The following is a 21968-nucleotide window of genomic DNA, read 5'->3' on the forward strand; positions in this document are numbered from 1 at the left end:
ACCGTCGTAGTGATTTTAGAGCAATTTTCCTCACATGCACCCCCTATTTGTAATTTTCCCGATCGGTAAGGACTCTTAGGTAAACTAAATTAATTGAGTAACCATCCAATAATGAGGAAAAATTATGCCGCCTGAAATGCCTACGATTCTTGTAACAGGAGGGGCTGGATACATTGGTTCCCATACTGTACTTGCCCTCAAGCGGGCAGGTTATCAGGTTGTAATACTTGATAATCTTGTGTACGGGCATCGTGACTTAGTGGAGAAGGTTTTAGGGGTTGATCTGGTAGTCGGTGATACTAATGACCGTGTTCTTCTTGATGACCTATTCGCTAGCCGTAATATTGCGGCAGTAATGCATTTTTCCGCATACGCATACGTAGGTGAATCAGTAACCAATCCCGCAAAATATTACCGCAATAACGTTATCGGCACTATTACCCTTTTAGAGGCGATGTTAGATGCTTCTATTAAGAATTTTGTATTTTCATCAACTTGTGCAACATATGGAGTACCAAGCATAGTTCCTATCCCCGAAGATCATCCACAAAACCCCATCAATCCCTATGGAGCGACAAAATTGATGGTTGAGCGGATCCTGGCAGACTTTGATGGGGCATATAATTTTAAATCGGTACGTTTCCGTTACTTTAACGCGGCTGGAGCCGACCCTAGCGGCTTGTTAGGGGAAGATCATAACCCAGAAACCCATTTGATTCCTTTGGTGCTACAAACAGCCTTAGGGAAGCGGGAATCGGTATCAATTTTTGGGACTGATTATCCCACTGATGATGGTACATGTGTGCGGGATTACATTCATGTGAACGATTTGGCAGATGCTCATGTTCTTGGCTTAGAATATCTGCTCAAAGGTGGCGATAGTGCGATATTTAATTTAGGTAATGGCAATGGTTTTTCAGTCCGTGAAGTAATTGATACCGCAAGACAAGTCACGGGAAAACCTATAGCGGTGGTAGAATGCGATCGCCGTGCTGGAGATCCCCCTGCCCTGATTGGCAGCGGCGATAAAGCTAGGCAAATTTTAGGCTGGGAACCAAAATATTCATCCCTAAAAGACATCATTACCCACGCTTGGCAATGGCACCAACAAAGGCATAAGTAGGGAGCAGGGGGCAGGGAGCAGGGAGCAGGGGGGCAGGGGAGTGTCAAAGCTGCCTCCTAACTCCGCTTGATGTTGTTGAATACCGCCAGCAAAATACCTAAACTAGCAGCACCAGCAACACTAGCAATAATTATTGCCCACGGCAGGGAAGTCTCTTCCTTGTTTGCACTTACCGAATCGTTGAACGGAATTTTCTCTGCTTGAGTAACTAGCGAACTTGTTGGCTGCGGTACTGCAATTCCTCCTGCAACAGTTACATCGAACTTTAATTTAAATGGTTGAAAATTTCCCTCAGATTTGGGTTTTCCGCTAAGTTCTAAATAGTACGCTCCTGCTTGGGGAAATTTAACATCAGCACTGGGTATATTTTGATACTTATCTACATTCAAGGGTTGTAAACTGGGTTGAAGTAATGGGGCATCTCCAGTTTTGTAGGGTTGACTGTAAACATTAAGTTGACAATTACATTCACTTAGGGGAACTAGTTTCCCTCCCTTCCTTGTCATTGCTAACCAGACTTTGGAAACTTCTCCCGCGCGGGGACTATCGTTTGGTTCAATATGAAGTGTCGCACCAATATCTACCGCAATTTTGACTTTGTGGGCAAAAGTAGGAGATGTATGAAGTACAAATAAACTAAATAAACTACAAGAAGCAATTAAAAAAGATATAGGTTTTAGGCAATATTTATTCATTTCAACCTCGTCTATTTTGACAACACAAAATTTCCGTTAGCCCTTACCCTGGAAGGGTAGGTGTGTACACCGTAGGCTAGCGGAGGGGTTGGGGTTGTATTTCACTCAATTGGAAAATGCTGTAATTCACCAATTTCGCTCACGACGAAACTGAAAAAGGGTTTCTAAAAACTCTTGCCAACGCGGACTATTTTCTAATCTCAACTGTTGCCAATTATTAGCCATTATTGCAAAAATTTCAGCAAAACTAGGTTGAATAGGTGCTAAGTTTTGCAAGGAACTAACTTTGATTTTTTTGTGAATTGCTAAAGTCACAATATTAATTAACTCCGTAGCATTTTTGCCAATTATATTAGCCCCTAATATTGTTCCATCTTGTAATATAACTAGCTTACAGATTCCTGTTGTTTCGTCACTAATTTGGGCTGAAACTAAAGTTTTAAAATATTGCTTCAATATCAAAATTTGGCTTGAATCATATCGATTAATTGCTTGAGCTTCGGTTAAGCCAACTTGGGCTAAATTAGGATTAGTTAAAATCCCCCAAGGAATAGACTCATAATTGACTTGCAAGTGCTTAAAAAATAAGGCGTTATTAACTGCAATCTGAGCTTCGTAATTAGCAATATTATTTAAGGCATAACCGCCAATCACGTCTCCGCAGGCATAGATTTTGTGATGGGTAGTTTGTAATTTTCTGTTGACTAATAGGCGATTTTTGTGCCATTTAACTCCAACTTCTGCTAAATTTAATGATTCAATATTTGGCTGTTGTCCACTAACAATTACAATTTCATCAGTTTCAATAGCTTTGTCTCCCACCTGTAGCCATTTTTTTCCGTCAATTAGTCTAACTTGAGTAACTTCAGAGTCAGTTAAAACACGTATTCCTGACGCTTCCAATTGTGTTTGTAGTTGGAAAGCAATTTCTTCGTCAATAAATGGAATAATTGTCGCTTGTTGCACGACTAAAGTGACATTGAAGCCAAAATTTTGCAGAATTTGTGTTAATTCTATGCTTTGAGGAACACCTCCAATAATTACCCAATCTTGGGGGGGTGTGACAACATTTAAAGCCTGCCAAAAATTTCCTAGTGTAAGAAAGCCAGTTTTGGATAATCCTTCAATTTCTGGAATTGTGGCGATTGAACCATTCGCAAGTAAATAGTTACGTCCTATGAGTTGACGATTATTAACTACAAAAGCTAAGTTAGGTTCAGCTTGAAACTTTCCGTCACCGTAAATAATATCAACACCTTTGGCGCTCAAAACAGCAGGTGCGTCAATTTTCCCTAAATGGGACTCTATTTGTAAAATCTGCTGGATTAAAGCCTGCCATTGTAGGGTATGCTCATATTTATTTTGCGTCTCTAGATGACTATCATAAATACCAAATTTGTTGCTATTTTTGAGCTTTTGCAAACTATTAGTAATTTCAATTAAAGCATCAATACAAATAGATTCAGGATTGGTACTAGGTTCAACCAGGGCAGCTTTAGCACCGTATTGACTTGCTTTCAAAGCAGCATAACGTCCAGCCGCAGTACCACCAATAATTACAATATCGTATTCAATCACAAAATCATTTATCAGTTATCAGTTAGAAGCGAGACTTTAATTTAAGGTTTTAATTTGAGACTTTCAACTCATGTTTGAGTGCTGTTAACAAACGCTGATTTTCGGCAGATGTGCGAACTGCAATTCGGAAGAAAGCATTACCTAGTTCTGGAAAACTCATGCAATCCCTGATTAAAATTTGGTGGTTTTGAAGCAGTTTTTGCTGTAGTTCTAAACTAGATTGCTTTGTCTTAACTAGTAAGTAATTTGCGTTACCTGGGAAGGGTTTGAAGCTAGCGATTTGAGATAAACCAGCAAAAAGTTCATTTCTAGCGTCTGGTAGCCATTGCCAGGTCTTTAGTTGGAATTCTGTATCTGCTATTCCAGCAACAGCAGCGACTGCTGCGAGGGTATTTACAGACCAGGGGTCTCGCCAAGATTGCCAGCGTCGTAATCTTTCGGGATGAGCGATCGCATAACCAAACCGTAGCCCAGGAATAGCATAAAACTTGGTGAGCGATCGCAAAATCACTAAATTGGGAAATTCTTCTACCAAACCCATCAGGCTTTGTTCTAGATGTGGAGGCAGAAAATCCATAAACGCTTCATCGACGATTACCAATTTAAAGCGTTCTAAACAACATGCGATCGCTTCACGCGATATTAAGAATCCTGTCGGGTTATGAGGATTATTTAAAATCAACCCAGAATCGGGATTTATTTTCGTAAAATCAAGAATCCCTGACAAATCAGTAATAATTCGTGCCTCGAAACCCGTTGATTCTTGATTCCCCACCTCTGGTTCTCTAACCAAAGACCAAGATAAAACATTACTCCCATAAGCAGCTAAAGCGCGGGAATAGTCACCGAAGGCTGGAGTCATCAAAACAGTTGCCGAGAGTTCTGCCAATTCCCTTGCAGCTAATGTCAGCAACTCTGCCGAACCATTTCCCGGCAGAATCCATTCTGGAGGAACTTGATGAAAGCGACTGAGAGCAAGTCTCAGTTCGCTATAGTTGGGGTCTGGATAATGGCAAATATCATGCAAATGGGAGCAAATAGCATTCAAAACACTACTTGGTGGACCCAATGGACTAATACTTGCCGAGAAATCCAGAACGGCACTAGGAGCACAACCAGCTAGCGCTGATGCCCACACTATATTGCCTCCATGTGCTTGGTTCCCCATCTCGGTTACGTTTAGTAATTTAAAACAAACTAGGCTTTTGGGGGTGCTACGCGCTCTCTAAACATCTTACCCGCCGAGAAAGCTGGAACCTTAGTAGCAGGAATTTCCATCTTCTCATTGGTTTTTGGATTACGTCCCTCGCGGGCTTTGCGCTCCCGTGACTCAAAAGAGCCAAAACCAACTAATGTCACCTTATCACCCGAAGATACTGCTTCGATGATGCTTTCTAGAGCTGCTGTTAAAACTGCGTCAGCTTGTTTTTTAGTCACACTAGCCTTTTCTGCTACTGCATCAACTAATTCACCTTTATTCATTTAAAACTCCTTGATGTTTTTTGGGATTTTGACAACGGATGCATATTGAAACATCCTCACTGAAATCTATGCCTAGGGATTGAAAAAGCCCCCTTTGAGAGTATATATGCTTAAAAACGCTACAACTACTATCGGCTCGACTTTTCAATGAATCATTCTAATGTCTATCTGACAGAAGTGAACACATGAAACCATTAATTTATATGGATTTCGGGTTTTTTTCTACCGAAAGATAGATCCTTTTGCCAAAAATTGTCCAAATAGTAGGAAAAAATACTTAGTGAAAACCCTGATTTCACAAAAAACAAAGGATTTCTCTGTATCTATATGTGAAGTTTTGTAAACAAATCTTTTCGATATTCACAGTTCTTAAGTAGCCATCATGAACTGACGTACATCAGAACGAATGAAAAATTCATTAATCCCCCTTGCTCCCTGCACCCTGCCCCCCGCTTTTTTAAGTCAGGTGGGTGGGAAAAATTATCGTTGTGGGGAGTAACTAGCAAAAAGAGGCAGGGCGCACGCTGTTGACTTTGTGCTTTTTTAAAGGTTGAATTTTCACTCAACATCTTTGCTCTAACTCGTTCCTTGTCTCCGGCAAGGAATGCATGTCCTTTCGCTCTGCCTCCAGTGCAGATAAGAGGCAGAGCCTTAAAGTCAGGGTTCACAGGCTCTACCGAGGAAACAGTCAATTTGGTATCGATAAAACCCTAGGGGTATACCTTGCTTATCCACTGCTGAGTAATGTAGTATACTTATTTACCTACGTACTAAAAATGGTAAGATACACCTAAAGAAAGCACAGGATAAATACTTAGCTGTTCTAAATCATCTTCAAGTTCTTTTTTCTCAACTTGTAGATCCTGGACAATCTGCGATCGCAAACTCTCATTAACGATATTTGCGTCTAAATCAACTTTTGGTGAACCTGTAAACATCACACCCAAATTTACCGAAAACCCCCAACGTTTACCAGGTTTAACCGCGTTTCCCCAACCAATTCCCAAATATGGTGCTACGTTATTAGGAAACGAAACTTTCCCTTTCACAGAAGAAATATCTTGATTGGTATATTGATTTCCATTATACTCAAACACAGTGTTATCTCTAATTCGGGCTTTACCCTCTACGTTGTTATCATTAAAAACTAATCCACCAGTAACACGAAAACCAGAGTTTTTGAAAGGATGATAATCAACTACAGTTGAAACATTCAAAAGATTCAAATTAGCATCATATTCAACTTCATTTTCTCGTTTTCGATACCCACCAACATCCAGAGATATGGTATTCACGCCAACTCTCCCATTCAAATTGGGAGTTAAGGATTTAGTTATAGAGGCACCTACACCCAGGGTACCAATTTCTGGAGTAATAGCCCAACCACTATTTTGTTGAGAAACTTGTGCAGCTTCCTCTGGCTTGTTTTCTGAAGTATTTGGCTCTGCTGGTTGTTCGGAGCCAGGAGTTTGTGAACAGCGAGAGTTATAGGGGTAAGATTTGCAAAATTTATCCAAATCAATTGGCTTACTTGCTAATTGTTTTTCTGGTTGTAAATCAGCTGCACTATGGGAGATGTTTTCAAATTTATCAACTATTTGAGCTTCTTTTTGCTGTGGTGAAAATGATTCAGTAGCTATTACTTCTGGGACACTTACTCTGATTTTTGAAATGACATTAGGATCAGATAATTTTGCTTCCTCTGTTCCTAAATGGTCATTATCTAAAGTTACTTCTGTCGCTAATGCCTGTTTAGTCAAACCATCTGAGATTACGCTGATAGTGGTTAATCCTAACAATGAGAAACCCAAATAAAAACTTTTAGCCATTTTAATCCTCACACAGTATACACACTACATCTGTGATAGATTACCCTAAATTTTTTACTTCTGGTTAATGTATAAACAATAACTAGTATAAATAGTAATTACTTGCTTTGAATATACCACATTGTAAAATTAGGCACTAAATCAGATTGACTCTTCAATAAATCTTCATAAATTAGTTAGTGACTGAGCAAAAGTAATTCATCATATATCCCCCTCAGTGTCTTTGGATCTGAGTTGTTGACTGAAAATAATGGTACACAGAGTTACATGCTTACTCATTGTTTTTTTATGCCAAGTACTCGCGTCTCGTTTCCCTTCCCCTCACAAAATCAGTGATGAAACTGAAACACATCTGCTGTCATACCACCATCACCAACCAATCGCACAGCAGCAGGTGAATCATAAACTACTAAAAGCTCGTCAGCACCTGTAGTTTGTTGAAATAGTGTTATTCCTTCAGCATGTTCTTCTCCGTCACCAAAGGGTATATTCATGATTAATTCAGGTTTGCTTAAGGTATCTGCTGATAAGTTTCTCCAGTTATCTAAACGATAAACCCGCACTGGTCCATCTAAATCCATTGTTGGTCCGGCTAAAATCAATAAGCTTTCTCCATCAACACAAATATCTCTAATTCCTAATCCATTTAAAAATACAAAATGCTTTTGATACAGTTGATTATTTTCGCCAATTGGATTTAATTTCAGCAATTCTGAATTAGTATTTGTCAGTTCCAACTCGATAATTATTGCCCAACCGCGTAACACAGGTCCCCGTAAACCCAAGAAAACCCTATTTTCACAAACTACTATTCCTTCAATATCAAAACCATTATCTTTGCTGGGAATTTGGCTTTTAATAAAACTGCCTAAATGGGGGTCTGTAAGTAAAGCATCTACAAGTGTATTTCCTTTGGGAGATAGTTCTAGTTTCGCAGCACTCAGTTGAATATTTGGATCTTGAGGATGGGGACAAGATTTGTATAGTTGACCGTCAATTAATGGTATTTTTCCTAAAATATAGCGATTTGCCTCAAATTCAATCTTGGATAATCTTTGAATATTTTTTGTATCGCTAGCATCGTCTTTAACTTTTTTGCGTTTCCAACTATGGGAACCGACAAACCATAGATAATTATCAATATATGCTAAACCTTCAATATCAATTTCCTCGTCTTCTGGTGCGGGTAATGAGATATAGTTACCAACTTGATAATGTTGATGTTGCCCGAAGGTTTTATCATCAATTAAAGATAAGCGCTCAATGGTTGAAGTTTCGTCAGAACCAAGCCATAGATATTTATTATCAGTGAGGAGAATAGCGGAGAGATTTTGACGATACTCTCCGTAAAAGCTAGAGAAATCTAATAATACTTGCTTAACTAAATTTGTGCTTAACATTTTTCAGGATCTAGGTAGAGGTAAATATCTGCTAATTAAGTTAACACCGATTTAATTAGGTTGCAAATAACTAAATGATAATCCATGATTCATGGATATTTTCCAATTAAAAAATAAGTAATGAATAATAAGTAAGTTTTGTAATGGGGATTGGTCATCCGCCGGAAGCCAACATGCCTGCCGTCCTTAAGCAGGGGAATTAAACGCTGAATGTTTGTTAAGTTGTCTTATTTGACTCTTGTGTAAATTATTTTTATCAGTAAATATATGTATGAAAAATTTTCCATAGCTTCTGATGACCAAATTGGTAATTTGTAATTGATCAAATTATGATGATAAGTAAAGATGTAATAAAAAAAATCAATGTATCACAGTTATATTCAAATAGTAAAATGATCTAATTAGAGAATCATTAATTACTAAATTATTCATCAAAAATTTCTGTCTATCGATTTAATGATTCGATTGTTTTGACTAAATTCCAGTAAACCCTAATCTTGATACCTAAAACCCATGACTCATACAGTAGAGACAGTCACTGAATCAGCAACATTAACCTTGGGTGAGTGTGCTTATCAGGCAATTCAGAAACATTTTCATAAAACTCTGAAGTGGGAGCCGATTGTTAAAAAAGATGAAGATCCTGAAGCTTTACACCAGATGCGTGTAGGGTTGCGTCGTTTACGCACATCTGTTTCTGGATTTAAGTTGGTGGTGAACCTGCCGAAGTCGGTAAGCGATCGCATAATCGGTAAAATAGCAAGAAATCTGGGAGAACTGAGAGATTTTGATGTTTTACAAGAGACTTTGGAGACTAACTATCAACCGAATTTACCCGATACAGAAGCAAAATCCCTACAAAAGCTATTACATCAGCTGCAAAAGCACCGTGAAGATGCAGCAATCAAGGTGAAGGAAACTCTCAAAGGTTCACATTACAAATCACTAAAACATGACTTAAACCAGTGGCTCGAAGAACCAGCTTATCAATTATCGGCATCATTGCCAATTCAATTGGTGACGGCAGATTTACTATCACCAGAATTAAGTCGCTTGTTGTTACATCCAGGTTTACTTGTGGGAACGAAAGTAGCTGACGATGCCAAGCAAACAGAGATTGAACAAGAAATTACTGCTAACTCCGAAGCACTCCATAGTTTGCGAAAACAAGCCAAACATCTACGTTACCAGATGGAGCTATTTGTAGAGCTTTATGATGAAAATTATTCGACTTATTTAGCACAAATCAAACAAATTCAAGAGATTTTAGGAAATATTCAAGATAGTATGGTTTTGGAAGCATGGCTGGTTAAAGTATTTGGTTCACAAGTAAAGGCAAAATTCCCCAGCTTAACTCATTTATTGGCAAGTAATCGCTACCAGTTTTGGCAAGAGTGGCAAATTATTAAGCAAAATTTAATGCAATATCAAACCAGAAATGATTTACACTTACTAATTTTGCAGCCTTTAAATTCTAATTGATAGATTAAGTCTCATTTGATATGGCTAAACAAGCACCTGAAAACTACACCCCCGAAAGTTTACTCTCACTTCTTCAAAACCAGGGTTCAATTTGGGTTAATTACGATGATTCCGAAACCCAAACTCGAATTATCACAGGTATTTTCGGTGATGGAACTCCCGAAGGAACAAACTTACAAATAATCGATCCCACTGGTGGGTGTAGCTATCAAGAAAAATTTAGTTGTTTCCTTGAAAGGTTGGCAATTAAATCAGTGAACAGTGAACAGGGAACAGGGGACAGTGAACAGGGAACAGGGAACAGGAAACAGGAAACAGTAAAAATTAATACATCTGATAACTGATAACTGATTTACCTTTGTGCAATACGTTTTTGTAATTCCTGTTCTAACTCTTCCTCTGTACTAACTAAAACACCTGTTTGCGTGCGTAGTTTATCGACATAATAATGGAATGCTTCTATATCTTCAGGATGCATCCGCACGTATTCCCGTAACTTCGGCTGTGACATGGACTTATAGTTTTCTTCCGTCATCGAATTAGTACCTCCCCATTTGGGAATATTTCGATTTCGATATCTTCTTCTACCAGGATGACAATCCTTTTGACACGCTCATCGTAGCGCACAAGGTTGATCGGCTGAAGTAAATCCCCAATCAACTCACATACACCATATAGCGATCGCAGTTGCTCAAGCGTTGGTTGCATCCTTACTTACATTTGACTCCAATTAGTTAATTAAACCTCGTCCATCATCAAAAGTGAAGCTTTGTCATTGCTTCCTTACGTCGCAATCCACGATTTTGACTTAAAACTGTGGTTCTCAAGCTAAACAAGGTTTACAATAACCACACTTCGAGCCTCATTTTTCTACTGACAGCAGATATTATGTATTGAATAGTAGTAAATATAACTAGTTTTGTATGTAGTCACAGGACAGTTTAGCTTCCGTACACTATTTTAGCAAATTCGGCGGAATGCCCCAACCCCAGCAAATTGGGGTGGATGTTAATGAAGGCAGGAGGAAGCAAGAAAAGCGAAAGCAAAAAACTTTTCCCCTTAAAAGGGGAGACTTGTAGCATGTTGGCTTTGGTTAAGCTAATCCTAATTTCTCTTTTAATGCAACTGGTACATTCACAGCGGTTTCCAGTCCCCGCACATCTTCCCATTGTTGAGCGTCATTCCAAATTACTCCTTCTAGATTAGCGTTGCTGAAATCTACAGCAGCAATAATGGCATCACTCAAGTCACTGTAGCTGAGATCGGTTCCATTGAAAATTGCCCCTGTTAAGTTACTACCAGTTAAATTCGCTTTGTTCAATCTCGCAAAACTCAAATCGGTGCCAAATAATATCGCTTCTCTTAAAGAAGCACCTTCTAAATCGGCTTCGCTGAGGGAGACACCACTAAGATCTGCTTGGTCGAGAATAACATGGCTGAGGTCTACGCCGCTGAGTTCTGCACCCAATAGCATTGCATCCCGAAGGTTAGCACCATAGAGCTTTGCACCGTGGAGTTTTGCATAACTTAGGTCTGCTGCATGAAGGTTGGCATGGGTCAAGTTAGTGCTGAAGAGGATCGTATCACTCAGGTTGGTACCTTGAAGGATTGCATGACTCAAATCTACACCACTGATGTCAGCACGACAAAAATCAGCACTACTGAGATTGGCATGACTGAGGTTAGCACCGCTAAAATTAGCACCAAAACAAATTCCATGCTGAAGGTTTACATACGTAAGGTTAGCGTCACAAAGATTAGCACTGGTGAGGTTACAATTACTGAGATTAGCCTCTTGAAGATTACTGCTGTTGAGGTCAGCATGGGTTAAGTCAGCATGGGTTAAGTCTGCTTTACAAAGATTGACACCGCTGAGGTTACTGCTACTAAGATCTGTGTGGTGTAAGTTAGCGCTACGGAGATTTGCTCCACTGAGATTGGCATCACCCAAGTAAGCTGTACTGAGATTTGCACGAGTGAAGTTAGCACCAGTTAGATTAGTATCACCTAAGTATGCAGCACTGAGATTTGCATAGCTCAAATTGACACCTGTAAGGTTAGCATCACCAAGATAAGCATTGCTGAAGTTTCCCCCGCAAAGAAATTCTCCCACAATGTTACTAAAGTTACCGATTTCTGTAGCGTCACTATAGTTGATTGCACGTAACAGTTGAGAAGTGAAAAAATTATCTTGATTCGGCTTGCCAGAAGGGTAAAAATTGATCAGCGATCGCTCGGCACCCAGAACCCGCATTTCTGGTTTTTGCTGGACATAGCGATGGAGAGTCAGCAGTAGAATCATCACGTTTAATCCTGTATAAATATCTACTTGCCTAATGCCAACAGGGTTACTAGATGTCGTCAACCTGCGTATCTGTAACATTTTTTGCTGAGGAAAATTTTGCTCTGGTGCCGCATCAATAAATTCTCCCCGATTCCAGCAACTATAAAAACTTTCTAGGCATTGAAATAATGCCAGTATCATTATCTGGTCGTTACTGGCAACTAATCCAGCCACTACCCTCTCCACGACATCTTGCTTTAAGGCAGCATCACCCAATAAATCATATATCTCCCCATACACCTGAGTAGTTTCTCCAGGTGAATCAACACTAAATTTTGCCCAGTTTGCCAACTGTGTTTGTAATGTTTCATCAAACACAAAATTTTGTGAATTTATGTTAGATATTATCAAGTTTTTACCTTGATTTTCAACATTATTTCTTAATGTTAAAACGACTTTTGGATCTAGAGATGTTTGAGTTAAATTCTCTTGTTTCCGCGAACCGCTCACATAAGTTCTCAAACGTTTCCATACTTGAGATAAATGTGACATTGTTGTATATGATGATACTAAATATGGGGTATCTTACAGGCTACTGTCGAAATTACACTAAAATTTAAAACTCGATCTGAGATTGAAGTTAGTGTAATTGGCTACTATTTGAAGATTTGCAAATAAGATGTTATTAGCATGATACCTAAACATCCAAACTATGCATTTAATCTCTCAAAAAAGTAAAATATCAGGATAAAATATGTTGAATTTTCGCATAAACATTCATTTTCCGATTGAATTGTTTATACTATTGCCACAAGATATTTCTCGGTCTGAAAGATGTCCTCGTATAACGACGAGGAACCTCCTCTGACTTCGTGATATTTAACAATTATATGTAATGTTTACAACAAAGAGACTGTCCTGATTTAAAGAGCAAGCAGTACTTGTTCAGCATCACAGTTCTACCGATGTCAAACATCAGGTAATTGTTAGGGAAAATACTACAGCAAAACAGTACAAAAAAAATAAAAACTTTACTGCTTGATATTAGGCTGTTATAAATGCTTTCAGGTTGTGTGATGGGTGAAATGTTAGCGATTATCGCTACTGATTATGAAAGACGCTTTTCCCCTGTTGACGAATTGCAGTAGTCAAAACTTTAGGGATTTACATTATTAGGGATGCTGGAAATGAAGAGACTAGCCTGTTATTTAATTGTGTTACAAAGTTTATGTTTGGCAGTAGTTGGAGTCGGAGGTAAATCCCTAGCGGTAGATCAGGCAAATACCAGCACAAGTAATAAAAAAAATCTATTACCTTTGGGAAAAGTGTGGGTAGTAAATTCAAATCGGCAAGTTCAGCGGGAAAATTTTATTTGGGTAGCTAAAAGCACTAAAGATACAACACAACAACCGTATCTTAAAGTAGATAAAAACTCAGCAGAAAGTCAGAAAAAAACACCAGTAACTAGCAAACCCAAACCTGGAAAGCGGGACGAGTTAGAGGAATTTGAGGAAGTAACTAAAGATACACAAAAGCAGAGTGGATTGTTCACTATATATCGGCAAAAAGAAAAAAATAAAATTTACTTAGAAATTAAGCCAGAACAGTTGAACCAGAACTTTTTGGCTACAGCCACATTAGAATCGGGAATTGGGGAAGCGGGTATTTATAGCGGAATGCCGCTACAGGACTTTTTATTTTACTTTCAGCGGGTCAATAATAATCTTCAATTTGTTGTGAGGAATGTTAACTTTCGTACTCGTGAAGGTGATCCACAAGCGCGATCGCTTGCTCGATCCTTTAGCGATTCTGTCCTCTACACCATTAACATCAAAAGCATTCATCCCCAACGTAAAACCCTCCTTATAGACCTAGGAGACTTACTACTGACTGATCTAGCAGGTTTATCTGCGGGTTTGGGTATACCAGCTAGCACCGATCAATCATACTTTGGTAGCGCCAAAGTGTTTCCCCAAAATGCGGAAATAGAATCGGTATTAAATTTTGCTTCGGGAGGAGGCAAAGAAGAATCCAAAGAATTTGCCACTTTAGCAGATTCCCGTGGGTTTACCCTGCGTTTACACTACAGTCTTTCTGAACTTCCCACCCACAACTATCGTCCCCGCTTGGCAGATGAGCGCATTGGTTATTTCCTCACAGCATACCAAGATATCTCCAGCGATGAGCGCAACGATCCCTTCGTCAGATATATAAATCGCTGGAATTTGGAAAAAACAGATCCCAATGCGGCAATTTCTCCACCTAAAAAACCCATTGTCTTTTGGTTAGATAATGCCATACCCCTACAATACCGGGATGCCATTCAACAGGGGGTATTGATGTGGAATAAAAGCTTTGAAAAAGCCGGATTTAAAGACGCTATTCAAGTCAAGCAAATGCCCGATAATGCTACTTGGGATCCTGCCGACATCCGCTACAACACAATCCGCTGGATTAACACCGTCGATGGTTACTTTGCCATGGGACCATCACGAGTCAACCCACTCACAGGAGAAATTCTAAATGCCACTATTCTTGTAGATGCCAGCTTTGTTCGCGCTCTCAAGAGTGATTATCGGCAAATTGTGCAGCCAAATCAATCCCAGCGGACTTCTATCTCCGCATTAATGCAAAACCGGGCAATTTGCGCTACCGACTTAGAGTTAGAAGTTAGACAACAGTCCCAAGCCGCGAAACCTAAACCAAAGCAAGCATTCCTCAACCGCATCTCCAAATTAGCCGGGGAATATGACCTTTGTTATGGCATGGAAGCAGCTAACCAATTTGCCTTTGGGAAGTTGGCAATGACCATGTTACCCCCAACCAAGCCCAATGGTGAACAGATCAAAAATTATATTCATGAATATCTGCGATTAATCATTGCCCATGAAGTTGGACATACCCTAGGATTACGGCACAATTTTCGAGGTAGCACATTGTTGTCACCCCAGGATATGAATAATACTGAAGTTACTAATCGTAAAGGTTTGGTGACATCAGTAATGGATTATATTCCCCCAAATATTGCTCCTAAAGGCAGTAAACAGGGTAACTATTTCCCAACTATGGTGGGACCCTACGATGATTGGGCAATTAAATATGGTTACAGCAATATCGCTGCTGCCACAACCGCTGCTGAAAAGCCGTTTCTTGAGCTAATTGCTCAACAATCCTCCAAAGCAGAGTATAGTTACTCCACCGATGAAGATATGCATGACCTCGACCCCACCGTCAATGCTTGGGATAATAGTGGGGATGTGTTGGTTTATTCGCAGTGGCAATTAGAGAATTCCCGTGTTTTGTGGGACTTGCTGAATAAGGGCTATCCCTCGGCAGGTGATAGTTATAGTGATGTTAGTGAGCGCTTTAGTACAGTTTTGGGTAACTATTTCCAAAATATTTTCTTTGCCACAAAATACATTGGTGGTCAGTCATTTTACCGAGTTCGTGCCAGCGATAAAGGTGGACATTTACCATTTGAACCTGTACCCGTGGAAAAACAACGGCAGGCTTTAGGGACTTTACAAAAATATGTGTTTGCCGAAGATGCTTTTAACTTCCCTCCCGATTTATTGAACAAATTAGCACCTTCGCGGTGGAGACATTGGGGAATGAACCCCCGAATTGGTAGGTTAGATTATCCCGTCCATGATTTAGTTGGGTTCGTTCAGGGTTCAGTTTTAGCCGATTTGCTGTCAAGCGATCGCTTATCCCGTCTAAAGGACATTGAATTGAAATCTCCGTCAGGAAAAACACTTAGTATTCCAGAGCTATTTGACACACTGCAATCGGGAATTTGGACAGAAGTAGTAGATGCGAAAAAAAGCGAAATCAAAATCTCCAGCTTACGACGCGGTATCCAACGGCAATACGTAGACATGATGGCGGCAATGGTTTTGCGTAAAGAACAGGAATTTGGTCGTGTACCCGAAGATGCCCGTACCCTTGCTTGGTATAAATTAAAGCAGTTGGATGAAAAATTAAAAAACGTAGACTCAAAGGATGATTATACCAAAGCCCACATCTTAGAAACACGCGATCGCATTCAGAAAGTATTGAACGCACCATTACAGGCAAACTAGTAGATAAAGGCAGGAGGCAGAAAGAATACTTCAAGTAAAGGTTAGGTTTATTTACTCCCCCACTCCGGAGAATTAATCATCTCTTTACAAATCCGATAAATTCATTAGGGATTGAAACAAGCGGTTTATTTATGGGACTAGTCAATCTACAATTAACAGTATTTCCTCCGTTGATAAGATAAGATTTATTTTCATGCAGAAACCGAAAGTAATTTTCCTCGATGCAGTCGGTACTCTCTTTGATGTCAAAGGCAGTGTAGGTGAAGTTTATAAACACATAGCGCGAGAATTTGGTGTGGATGTCGATGAGGAAACACTCAATCAAGCCTTTTACGAATGTTTTCAAGCTGCACCACCACCAGTATTTCCTGAATCGGAAAACCAAGACATACCCCAATATGAATTTGAATGGTGGAGGGCAATTGCCCGTAAAACTTTTGAAAGCATCGGTGTTTTTGACAAATTCTCTGATTTCGATGGCTTTTTTAGCGAACTTTACATTCACTTTGGTACCGCTGAACCTTGGTTTGTGTATCCAGATGTATTAGATTCCCTACGTAAATGGCAACAAATGGGAATTGAACTAGGAGTAGTTTCTAACTTTGACTCTCGTATCTACTCAGTATTACAAGCTTTGGAACTTCGAGAATTTTTTAGTTCTATTACTATTTCTACCCAAGTTGGTGCAGCAAAACCAGATCCGCAAATTTTCGCTAAAGCTTTAGCTAAACACCATTGTGATGCTGATGCAGCTTGGCATGTTGGTGATAGCCTACGTGAAGATTATCATGGCGCAAAATCGGCGGGAATGCGAGGGGTTTTGATTCAACGCAAAAAATAGCAACTTGTAGAGACGAGACATGTCGCGTCTCTCTTTCATATTTTTATCCCCAAATTTTTTGGAGATTAACTATCAAACCAGGTAATATATCTTCTCCAGAAAGACTTTGAGGTGAATTTAAAACTTCCACATCCTTTCCAGGACGATAAATTTCTACTTCCTGTTTTTTGCGATTGAGTAGCCAACCCAAACTACAACCATTTTCGATGTATTCTTGTATCTTCTGTTGAGTTTTTTTTAAACTATCATTAGGTGAAAGTATCTCAATCACAAAATCAGGACATAGGGGAATAAATCTTTCTTTTTGTTCTTTAGTTAAAGCATCCCAACGAGATTTTTCTACCCAAGAAACATCAGGAGAACGGTCAGCCCCAGATGGTAAAGTAAAACCAGTTGAGGAATCAAAAACCTCACCCAATTGGTTTTGTTCATTCCATGATGCGACTTGAAGAATTAGATTAACATTACTTCTCCCTGTTTCTCCTCCTGTTGGTGGCATAATAATCAATTCCCCTTGGGTATTACGTTCTAATTTTAAATCTGGATTTTCCTCACAGAGTTGATAAAACTGCTCTTTTGTTAGTTTAATTATAGAGTTGATATTTAGTGTCAGTGCTGTCATAGAATTATCTCCAATTTTATTGGCTGAACCATGCAGAGTTAAACGTCTAATACCATGCCTATTTATGCCCAAATTTTTTGCAAATTCACTATCAAACCAGGCAATATATCTTCTCCATAAAGATTTTGAGGTGAATTTAAAACTTCCACATCCTTTCCAGGACGATAAATTTCTACTTCCTGTTTTTTGCGATTGAGTAGCCAACCCAAACTACAACCATTTTCGATGTATTCTTGCATCTTCTGTTGAGTTTTTTTCAAACTATCATTAGGTGAAAGTATCTCAATCACAAAATCAGGACATAGGGGAATAAACCTTTCTTTTTGTTCTTTAGTTAAAGCATCCCAACGAGATTTTTCTACCCAAGAAACATCAGGAGAGCGATCAGATCCTGATGGTAAAGTAAATCCAGTTGAGGAATCAAAAACTTCCCCCAATTGCCTTTGTTCATTCCAAAACCAAATTTGAGCATTGATACTAGAATTACTTCTCCCTGTTTCCCCTCCTGTTGGTGGCATAATAATCAATTCTCCTTGGGCATTACGTTCTAATTTTAAATCTGGATTTTCCTCACAGAGTTGATAAAATTGCTCTTTTGTCAGTTTAATTATGGAGTTGATATTTAAAGTTAGTGCTGTCATAGAAGTATGTATCTCCAGTTTTATTCACTTATTTATTCTACAAATCTATGTAATCAAAATTCCAGCAACTTTGTTTCCGTTCATAGCCATACGTACCAAAAATTCATCTCCATCATCTACAAAACTTAGCTTCCAGAGATAAACATGATATCCAGATTGTTTGATGTGACCAAAATAAGTAATAGTATAGCCCTCAGACATACGGGGAGCCAGTTGAGAACTAACTAAATCAAACATATCTTTTGTAATACTTGCTTGATAATTTTCATCACCTACTGTGAGAAAATTATCGTAATTTAACTCAGCAATAGCATCTAATATAATCTGTAAGCAATCGATGACGTTTTGAGAGAGATTTGTTTGGTTCATGGGAGATACTCTACTTATCTAATTAGATATATTTTTGAAAAGCTTTAGAGACGTAGAACTAAATAATTTCTAACACTTTTTTTGGTAAAACTACAATACCTATTTTAATTGCTTTCTTATTTATGAGTTGCAATAATATGTAAGTCGATATTTTGATAACGAATTAATTCCATTAACCTTTGAGTAAAAGAGCGTCTGATCCATCTTTTCCATCCAGGTTGCTGGCTTTCTCCAATCACAATTTGAGTAATATGTAACTTAGTTGCAAACTTGGCAATTTCTTCAGCGACATTCTGACTAGTTCCCCGCAAAAATTCTCCACCAAATTCTTCACATAACTTAGAACTAGTTTCCACATGTAAACTCTCTTCTTTACTCAAAAAACGCTCCGGGTTAGAAATAAATACAGCATAAAGACGAGCATTCATATAATTAGCAATTCTTGCTCCCCGGCGTAATAATTGAATAGAATTAGGATAAGTAGAAAGGCAAACTAAAACTCGTTCATGGATATTACAGCTAGCAACTGTAAAAGCCGAAGACTTCGCATCATCTTCAACTGTATCTGCAACTTCCCTTAAAGCGAGTTCTCGTAAAGCAATTAAATTACGACGTTGAAAGAAATTACCCAAAGATTGTTCGATTTTTTCTGGTGCGTAGATTTTGCCTTCCCGTAACCTTTCTTCCAAGGTTTCTGGAGTCACATCAATTACAACCACTTCATCGGCTTCATCAAGTAACCGATCAGGAATTCGTTCACGTACAACGATTCCGGTAATTCTAGCTACTATATCATTTAGGCTTTCTAAATGTTGGATGTTGACCGTTGAATAAACATCAATCCCAGAAGACAAAATCACTTCGACATCCTGATAGCGCTTTTCTCTAGGCGATCCAGGGACATTTGTATGGGCTAATTCATCCACCAAAACCAATTGAGGCGATCGCGTGATGATGGCATCAGTATCCATTTCGTTGAGAGTGACGTTATTAACTACTAAATCTTGTCGGGGAATCGCTTCCAAACCCACAGCTTTTTCCGCAGTCTCCCGACGACCATGGGTTTCCAAAATCCCAATCACCACATCCATCCCTTCTGTACGGATTTGATGCGCTTCCTCTAACATTTTATAGGTTTTGCCAACGCCGGGAGCCATACCAATAAATATCTTATGCTTACCGCGTCGAGATGAACGATTATATGTGGTGTCGGGAGAAGATAACATATAAAAAGGAGGGGGAGAAGAGGAGCAGGGGAAGCAGGGGAAGAAGAGGAGCAGGGGAAGCAAGGGGAGCAGGGGGAGCAGGGGAAGCAGGGGAAGAAGAGGAGCAGGGGGGGCAGGGAAATAAAATAAATAGCCGTCATGAACTGCGTACACCAAAACCCATGAAAAACGTTCTTTCCTACTGCCTACTGCCTTTTTTCAAGTCAGCTAATCATGGGAAAAACCCACAACCAAACATGAAAGTATGATAATTTCGTGGATGGTACTCAAGGTAAACGTCTCTCTTTGTATTCAAACAAGATGCAATCTACTGTATTTTGGGAAAATCTAAATTTATAGATATAAATATAAATCTAAAATGACTCAGTACGACTTTCAAACCCTAGCTCAACTTTACCGCGATACCTTACTAAATGATGTTCTCCCCTTTTGGGAAAAATACTCCCTTGATGAGAAAAATGGTGGTTACTTCACTTGTTTGAACCGTGAAGGGCAAGTTTACGATACCGATAAATTTATTTGGTTGCAAAATCGTCAGGTTTGGACGTTCTCCATGCTCTATAACCGTTGCGAACAGAGAGAAAACTGGTTACAAATCGCCAAACATGGAGCGGAATTTTTAGCAAAACACGGACGTGACGAGGAAGGAAACTGGTATTTTGCCCTGAACCAAGCAGGTACACCATTAGTACAACCTTACAATATTTTTTCTGATTGCTTTGCGGCAATGGCTTTTAGTCAGTATTCTATGGCATCTGGGGATAAATCGGCGGAAGCGATCGCTATCCAAGCATACAATAATGTTTTACGTCGCAAAGACGACCCCAAGGGTAAATATACCAAAACCTATCCTGGTACACGCCCGATGAAATCCCTGGCTGTCCCCATGATTCTGGCTAATTTATCTTTAGAAATGAGTTGGCTTTTACCAGAAACACAGCTAAATCAAGTCTTAGATCTCACAGTGAGTGAAGTTATGGGTGATTTCCTTGACAAAGAGCGAAGATTGATGTATGAAAACATTGCCCCCGACGGCTCACATCTTGACTGCTTTGAAGGCAGAATAATTAATCCTGGACATGGCATTGAAGCAATGTGGTTTATTATGGATATCGCCCAACGTCGGGGAGATCAAGAAACTATTAGCCAAGCAGTGCAGGTAGTATTAAATATTCTCGATTTTGCTTGGGACAAAGAATATGGTGGACTCTATTATTTTATGGATGCCGATGGTCATCCACCACAACAATTAGAATGGGATCAGAAACTGTGGTGGGTACATTTAGAATCATTAGTAGCCTTGGCAATGGCTTATCGACTTACCCAGCGGCAAGAATGCTGGGAATGGTACCAAAAGCTGCATGATTATAGTTGGTCACATTTTGCAGATCCAGAATTTGGCGAATGGTTTGGTTATCTCAACCGTCGCGGTGAAGTGTTGTTAAATCTCAAAGGCGGAAAATGGAAAGGTTGTTTTCATGTTCCCCGTGCCTTATTTCTTTGTTGGCAAGAGTTTGAAACTTTGAGTCTTACTGGGAAAACTACAGGATAGGTATAGATATGAAGGTATTGCATGAAACCTGTTCTCAGAAAAGGGCAACTAACAACCTGGAAGGATGATAAAGGTTTTGGGTTTATCAAACCTGATGATGCTAGTAAAGAAGTTTTTTTGCACATCTCTGAACTGAAAGACTCAATTCGCCGTCCAAAACTCGGCGACACGATTTATTATTATGCTGTAGCCGAAAATGGGAAAAATCGCGCTTGTAATGCTTTCATTCTTGGAGCCAGAAGTAATTCAAATTCGATATCTTCGAGTTATGGAGTCAAATCAAATGGTATATCCACATTTCCATTTCCAGTTCTGGAGATATTATTATTATCGATTGTACCTCTGCTTGGTTCACTTCACTTTGCTTGGAAGATAGCACATCCGCTTCCACTCATTCCTTATCCGGTGATGAGTTTATTAACATTTGCCTTGTACAAAAACGACAAATTTCGGGCAAAGCAAGGGAAATGGAGAATTTCAGAGAATACACTACATCTATGTGAACTAGCGGGTGGTTGGTTGGGAGGATTTATAGCTCAACGAAGACTCCATCACAAAAGTAGTAAGAAGTCCTATCAATCTGAGTTTTGGGTAATTGTTATACTTCACCAGATTATTTGGTTAGGCTGGCTATTTTTTAGCAAACCATACATCAGACTATAAAGCTTTCCTACGAAGCCAAATCGAAAATTTGCTGTGCAGTCAAGTTGAATTGGGATTTTTTATAATTCATGCCTGGTGCAATTTTAGTTTAGGTGTGCC

20 protein-coding genes are annotated in these 21968 nt (G+C 39.2%); 7 read left to right on the forward strand and 13 right to left on the reverse strand.

What is annotated here, in order from left to right; translation table 11 throughout:
- Positions 1 to 124 precede the first annotated feature (124 nt).
- Complete coding sequence (galE, locus tag CAL6303_RS20105) at positions 125 to 1123, forward strand: UDP-glucose 4-epimerase GalE (protein ID WP_015199673.1); 999 nt, start codon at positions 125 to 127, stop codon at positions 1121 to 1123.
- 56 nt (positions 1124 to 1179) lie between these two features.
- Here galE and CAL6303_RS20110 read toward each other — a convergent pair whose 3' ends face one another.
- From CAL6303_RS20110 to CAL6303_RS20140, 6 genes are all read right to left on the reverse strand, one after another.
- Complete coding sequence (locus tag CAL6303_RS20110; RefSeq protein ID WP_015199674.1) at positions 1180 to 1818, reverse strand: hypothetical protein; 639 nt, start codon at positions 1816 to 1818, stop codon at positions 1180 to 1182.
- 126 nt (positions 1819 to 1944) lie between these two features.
- Complete coding sequence (locus CAL6303_RS20115; protein WP_015199675.1) at positions 1945 to 3396, reverse strand: dihydrolipoyl dehydrogenase family protein; 1452 nt, start codon at positions 3394 to 3396, stop codon at positions 1945 to 1947.
- Between the two features lie 49 nt (positions 3397 to 3445).
- Positions 3446 to 4564, reverse strand: coding sequence for a threonine-phosphate decarboxylase CobD (cobD, locus tag CAL6303_RS20120; RefSeq protein ID WP_015199676.1), 1119 nt, complete (start codon positions 4562 to 4564; stop codon positions 3446 to 3448).
- Positions 4565 to 4593: 29 nt separating this feature from the next.
- Positions 4594 to 4878: an HU family DNA-binding protein gene (locus tag CAL6303_RS20125; protein ID WP_015199677.1), complete on the reverse strand. Its 285-nt coding sequence runs from the start codon at positions 4876 to 4878 to the stop codon at positions 4594 to 4596.
- Positions 4879 to 5648: 770 nt separating this feature from the next.
- Entirely contained in the window at positions 5649 to 6707 is a 1059-nt protein-coding gene (locus CAL6303_RS30830; protein ID WP_015199678.1) for a hypothetical protein, read from the reverse strand.
- Positions 6708 to 7036: 329 nt separating this feature from the next.
- Positions 7037 to 8107 carry a DUF3616 domain-containing protein gene (locus CAL6303_RS20140; RefSeq protein ID WP_015199679.1) on the reverse strand — a complete coding sequence of 357 codons (1071 nt, stop codon included), beginning with the start codon at positions 8105 to 8107 and terminating at the stop codon, positions 7037 to 7039.
- A gap of 513 nt (positions 8108 to 8620) precedes the next feature.
- Between CAL6303_RS20140 and CAL6303_RS20145 the strand changes: the two genes are divergently transcribed.
- Both CAL6303_RS20145 and CAL6303_RS20150 read left to right on the forward strand, forming a co-directional pair.
- Entirely contained in the window at positions 8621 to 9589 is a 969-nt protein-coding gene (locus tag CAL6303_RS20145) for a CHAD domain-containing protein (protein ID WP_015199680.1), read from the forward strand.
- Between the two features lie 20 nt (positions 9590 to 9609).
- Positions 9610 to 9933: a papain-like cysteine protease family protein gene (locus CAL6303_RS20150; RefSeq protein ID WP_015199681.1), complete on the forward strand. Its 324-nt coding sequence runs from the start codon at positions 9610 to 9612 to the stop codon at positions 9931 to 9933.
- Between the two features lie 8 nt (positions 9934 to 9941).
- Here the strand turns inward: CAL6303_RS20150 and CAL6303_RS20155 are convergent, their stop codons facing one another.
- From CAL6303_RS20155 to CAL6303_RS20160, 3 genes are all read right to left on the reverse strand, one after another.
- A complete protein-coding gene (locus CAL6303_RS20155) occupies positions 9942 to 10124 on the reverse strand; it encodes a DUF6887 family protein (protein WP_015199682.1) in 183 nt (60 codons plus the stop codon).
- Positions 10121 to 10297, reverse strand: a complete 177-nt coding sequence (locus CAL6303_RS30835; protein WP_015199683.1) for a DUF6888 family protein — start codon at positions 10295 to 10297, stop codon at positions 10121 to 10123. The genes CAL6303_RS20155 and CAL6303_RS30835 overlap by 4 nt, the downstream gene beginning before the upstream one ends.
- Before the next feature lie 385 nt (positions 10298 to 10682).
- A complete protein-coding gene (locus CAL6303_RS20160) occupies positions 10683 to 12425 on the reverse strand; it encodes a pentapeptide repeat-containing protein (RefSeq protein WP_015199684.1) in 1743 nt (580 codons plus the stop codon).
- Positions 12426 to 13060: 635 nt separating this feature from the next.
- Between CAL6303_RS20160 and CAL6303_RS20165 the strand changes: the two genes are divergently transcribed.
- Entirely contained in the window at positions 13061 to 15955 is a 2895-nt protein-coding gene (locus CAL6303_RS20165; RefSeq protein ID WP_015199685.1) for a zinc-dependent metalloprotease, read from the forward strand.
- Positions 15956 to 16148: 193 nt separating this feature from the next.
- Entirely contained in the window at positions 16149 to 16796 is a 648-nt protein-coding gene (locus tag CAL6303_RS20170) for an HAD-IA family hydrolase (protein ID WP_015199686.1), read from the forward strand.
- Between the two features lie 43 nt (positions 16797 to 16839).
- On the opposite strand, the gene CAL6303_RS20175 is transcribed toward CAL6303_RS20170, so the two are convergent.
- The 4 genes from CAL6303_RS20175 to CAL6303_RS20190 all read right to left on the reverse strand — a co-directional run bounded on the left by CAL6303_RS20175 (position 16840) and on the right by CAL6303_RS20190 (position 19654).
- Positions 16840 to 17418, reverse strand: coding sequence for a Uma2 family endonuclease (locus CAL6303_RS20175; RefSeq protein WP_015199687.1), 579 nt, complete (start codon positions 17416 to 17418; stop codon positions 16840 to 16842).
- A gap of 62 nt (positions 17419 to 17480) precedes the next feature.
- A complete protein-coding gene (locus CAL6303_RS20180; protein WP_015199688.1) occupies positions 17481 to 18059 on the reverse strand; it encodes a Uma2 family endonuclease in 579 nt (192 codons plus the stop codon).
- A 45-nt stretch (positions 18060 to 18104) separates the two neighbouring features.
- On the reverse strand, positions 18105 to 18428 hold the full coding sequence (locus CAL6303_RS20185; RefSeq protein WP_015199689.1) for a hypothetical protein: 324 nt from the start codon (positions 18426 to 18428) through the stop codon (positions 18105 to 18107).
- A gap of 116 nt (positions 18429 to 18544) precedes the next feature.
- Complete coding sequence (locus CAL6303_RS20190; protein ID WP_015199690.1) at positions 18545 to 19654, reverse strand: sensor protein KdpD; 1110 nt, start codon at positions 19652 to 19654, stop codon at positions 18545 to 18547.
- Positions 19655 to 20012: 358 nt separating this feature from the next.
- Here CAL6303_RS20190 and CAL6303_RS20195 point away from each other — a divergent pair, with 358 nt between their 5' ends.
- Both CAL6303_RS20195 and CAL6303_RS20200 read left to right on the forward strand, forming a co-directional pair.
- Positions 20013 to 21206 carry an AGE family epimerase/isomerase gene (locus CAL6303_RS20195; protein WP_015199691.1) on the forward strand — a complete coding sequence of 398 codons (1194 nt, stop codon included), beginning with the start codon at positions 20013 to 20015 and terminating at the stop codon, positions 21204 to 21206.
- A gap of 21 nt (positions 21207 to 21227) precedes the next feature.
- Positions 21228 to 21869: a DUF1294 domain-containing protein gene (locus tag CAL6303_RS20200; protein WP_015199692.1), complete on the forward strand. Its 642-nt coding sequence runs from the start codon at positions 21228 to 21230 to the stop codon at positions 21867 to 21869.
- Positions 21870 to 21968 lie beyond the last annotated feature (99 nt).

The organism is Calothrix sp. PCC 6303 (assembly GCF_000317435.1).
Classification (GTDB): domain Bacteria; phylum Cyanobacteriota; class Cyanobacteriia; order Cyanobacteriales; family Nostocaceae; genus PCC-6303.

Coding starts and splice junctions, on each gene's coding strand:
- galE (WP_015199673.1), top strand. CDS start 125: ATGCCGCCTGAAATGCCTACGATTCTTGTAACAGGAGGGGCTGGATAC.
- CAL6303_RS20110 (WP_015199674.1), bottom strand. CDS start 1,818: ATGAATAAATATTGCCTAAAACCTATATCTTTTTTAATTGCTTCTTGT.
- cobD (WP_015199676.1), bottom strand. CDS start 4,564: ATGGGGAACCAAGCACATGGAGGCAATATAGTGTGGGCATCAGCGCTA.
- CAL6303_RS20125 (WP_015199677.1), bottom strand. CDS start 4,878: ATGAATAAAGGTGAATTAGTTGATGCAGTAGCAGAAAAGGCTAGTGTG.
- CAL6303_RS30830 (WP_015199678.1), bottom strand. CDS start 6,707: ATGGCTAAAAGTTTTTATTTGGGTTTCTCATTGTTAGGATTAACCACT.
- CAL6303_RS20140 (WP_015199679.1), bottom strand. CDS start 8,107: ATGTTAAGCACAAATTTAGTTAAGCAAGTATTATTAGATTTCTCTAGC.
- CAL6303_RS20145 (WP_015199680.1), top strand. CDS start 8,621: ATGACTCATACAGTAGAGACAGTCACTGAATCAGCAACATTAACCTTG.
- CAL6303_RS20150 (WP_015199681.1), top strand. CDS start 9,610: ATGGCTAAACAAGCACCTGAAAACTACACCCCCGAAAGTTTACTCTCA.
- CAL6303_RS20155 (WP_015199682.1), bottom strand. CDS start 10,124: ATGACGGAAGAAAACTATAAGTCCATGTCACAGCCGAAGTTACGGGAA.
- CAL6303_RS30835 (WP_015199683.1), bottom strand. CDS start 10,297: ATGCAACCAACGCTTGAGCAACTGCGATCGCTATATGGTGTATGTGAG.
- CAL6303_RS20160 (WP_015199684.1), bottom strand. CDS start 12,425: ATGTCACATTTATCTCAAGTATGGAAACGTTTGAGAACTTATGTGAGC.
- CAL6303_RS20165 (WP_015199685.1), top strand. CDS start 13,061: ATGAAGAGACTAGCCTGTTATTTAATTGTGTTACAAAGTTTATGTTTG.
- CAL6303_RS20170 (WP_015199686.1), top strand. CDS start 16,149: ATGCAGAAACCGAAAGTAATTTTCCTCGATGCAGTCGGTACTCTCTTT.
- CAL6303_RS20175 (WP_015199687.1), bottom strand. CDS start 17,418: ATGACAGCACTGACACTAAATATCAACTCTATAATTAAACTAACAAAA.
- CAL6303_RS20180 (WP_015199688.1), bottom strand. CDS start 18,059: ATGACAGCACTAACTTTAAATATCAACTCCATAATTAAACTGACAAAA.
- CAL6303_RS20185 (WP_015199689.1), bottom strand. CDS start 18,428: ATGAACCAAACAAATCTCTCTCAAAACGTCATCGATTGCTTACAGATT.
- CAL6303_RS20190 (WP_015199690.1), bottom strand. CDS start 19,654: ATGTTATCTTCTCCCGACACCACATATAATCGTTCATCTCGACGCGGT.
- CAL6303_RS20195 (WP_015199691.1), top strand. CDS start 20,013: ATGACTCAGTACGACTTTCAAACCCTAGCTCAACTTTACCGCGATACC.
- CAL6303_RS20200 (WP_015199692.1), top strand. CDS start 21,228: ATGAAACCTGTTCTCAGAAAAGGGCAACTAACAACCTGGAAGGATGAT.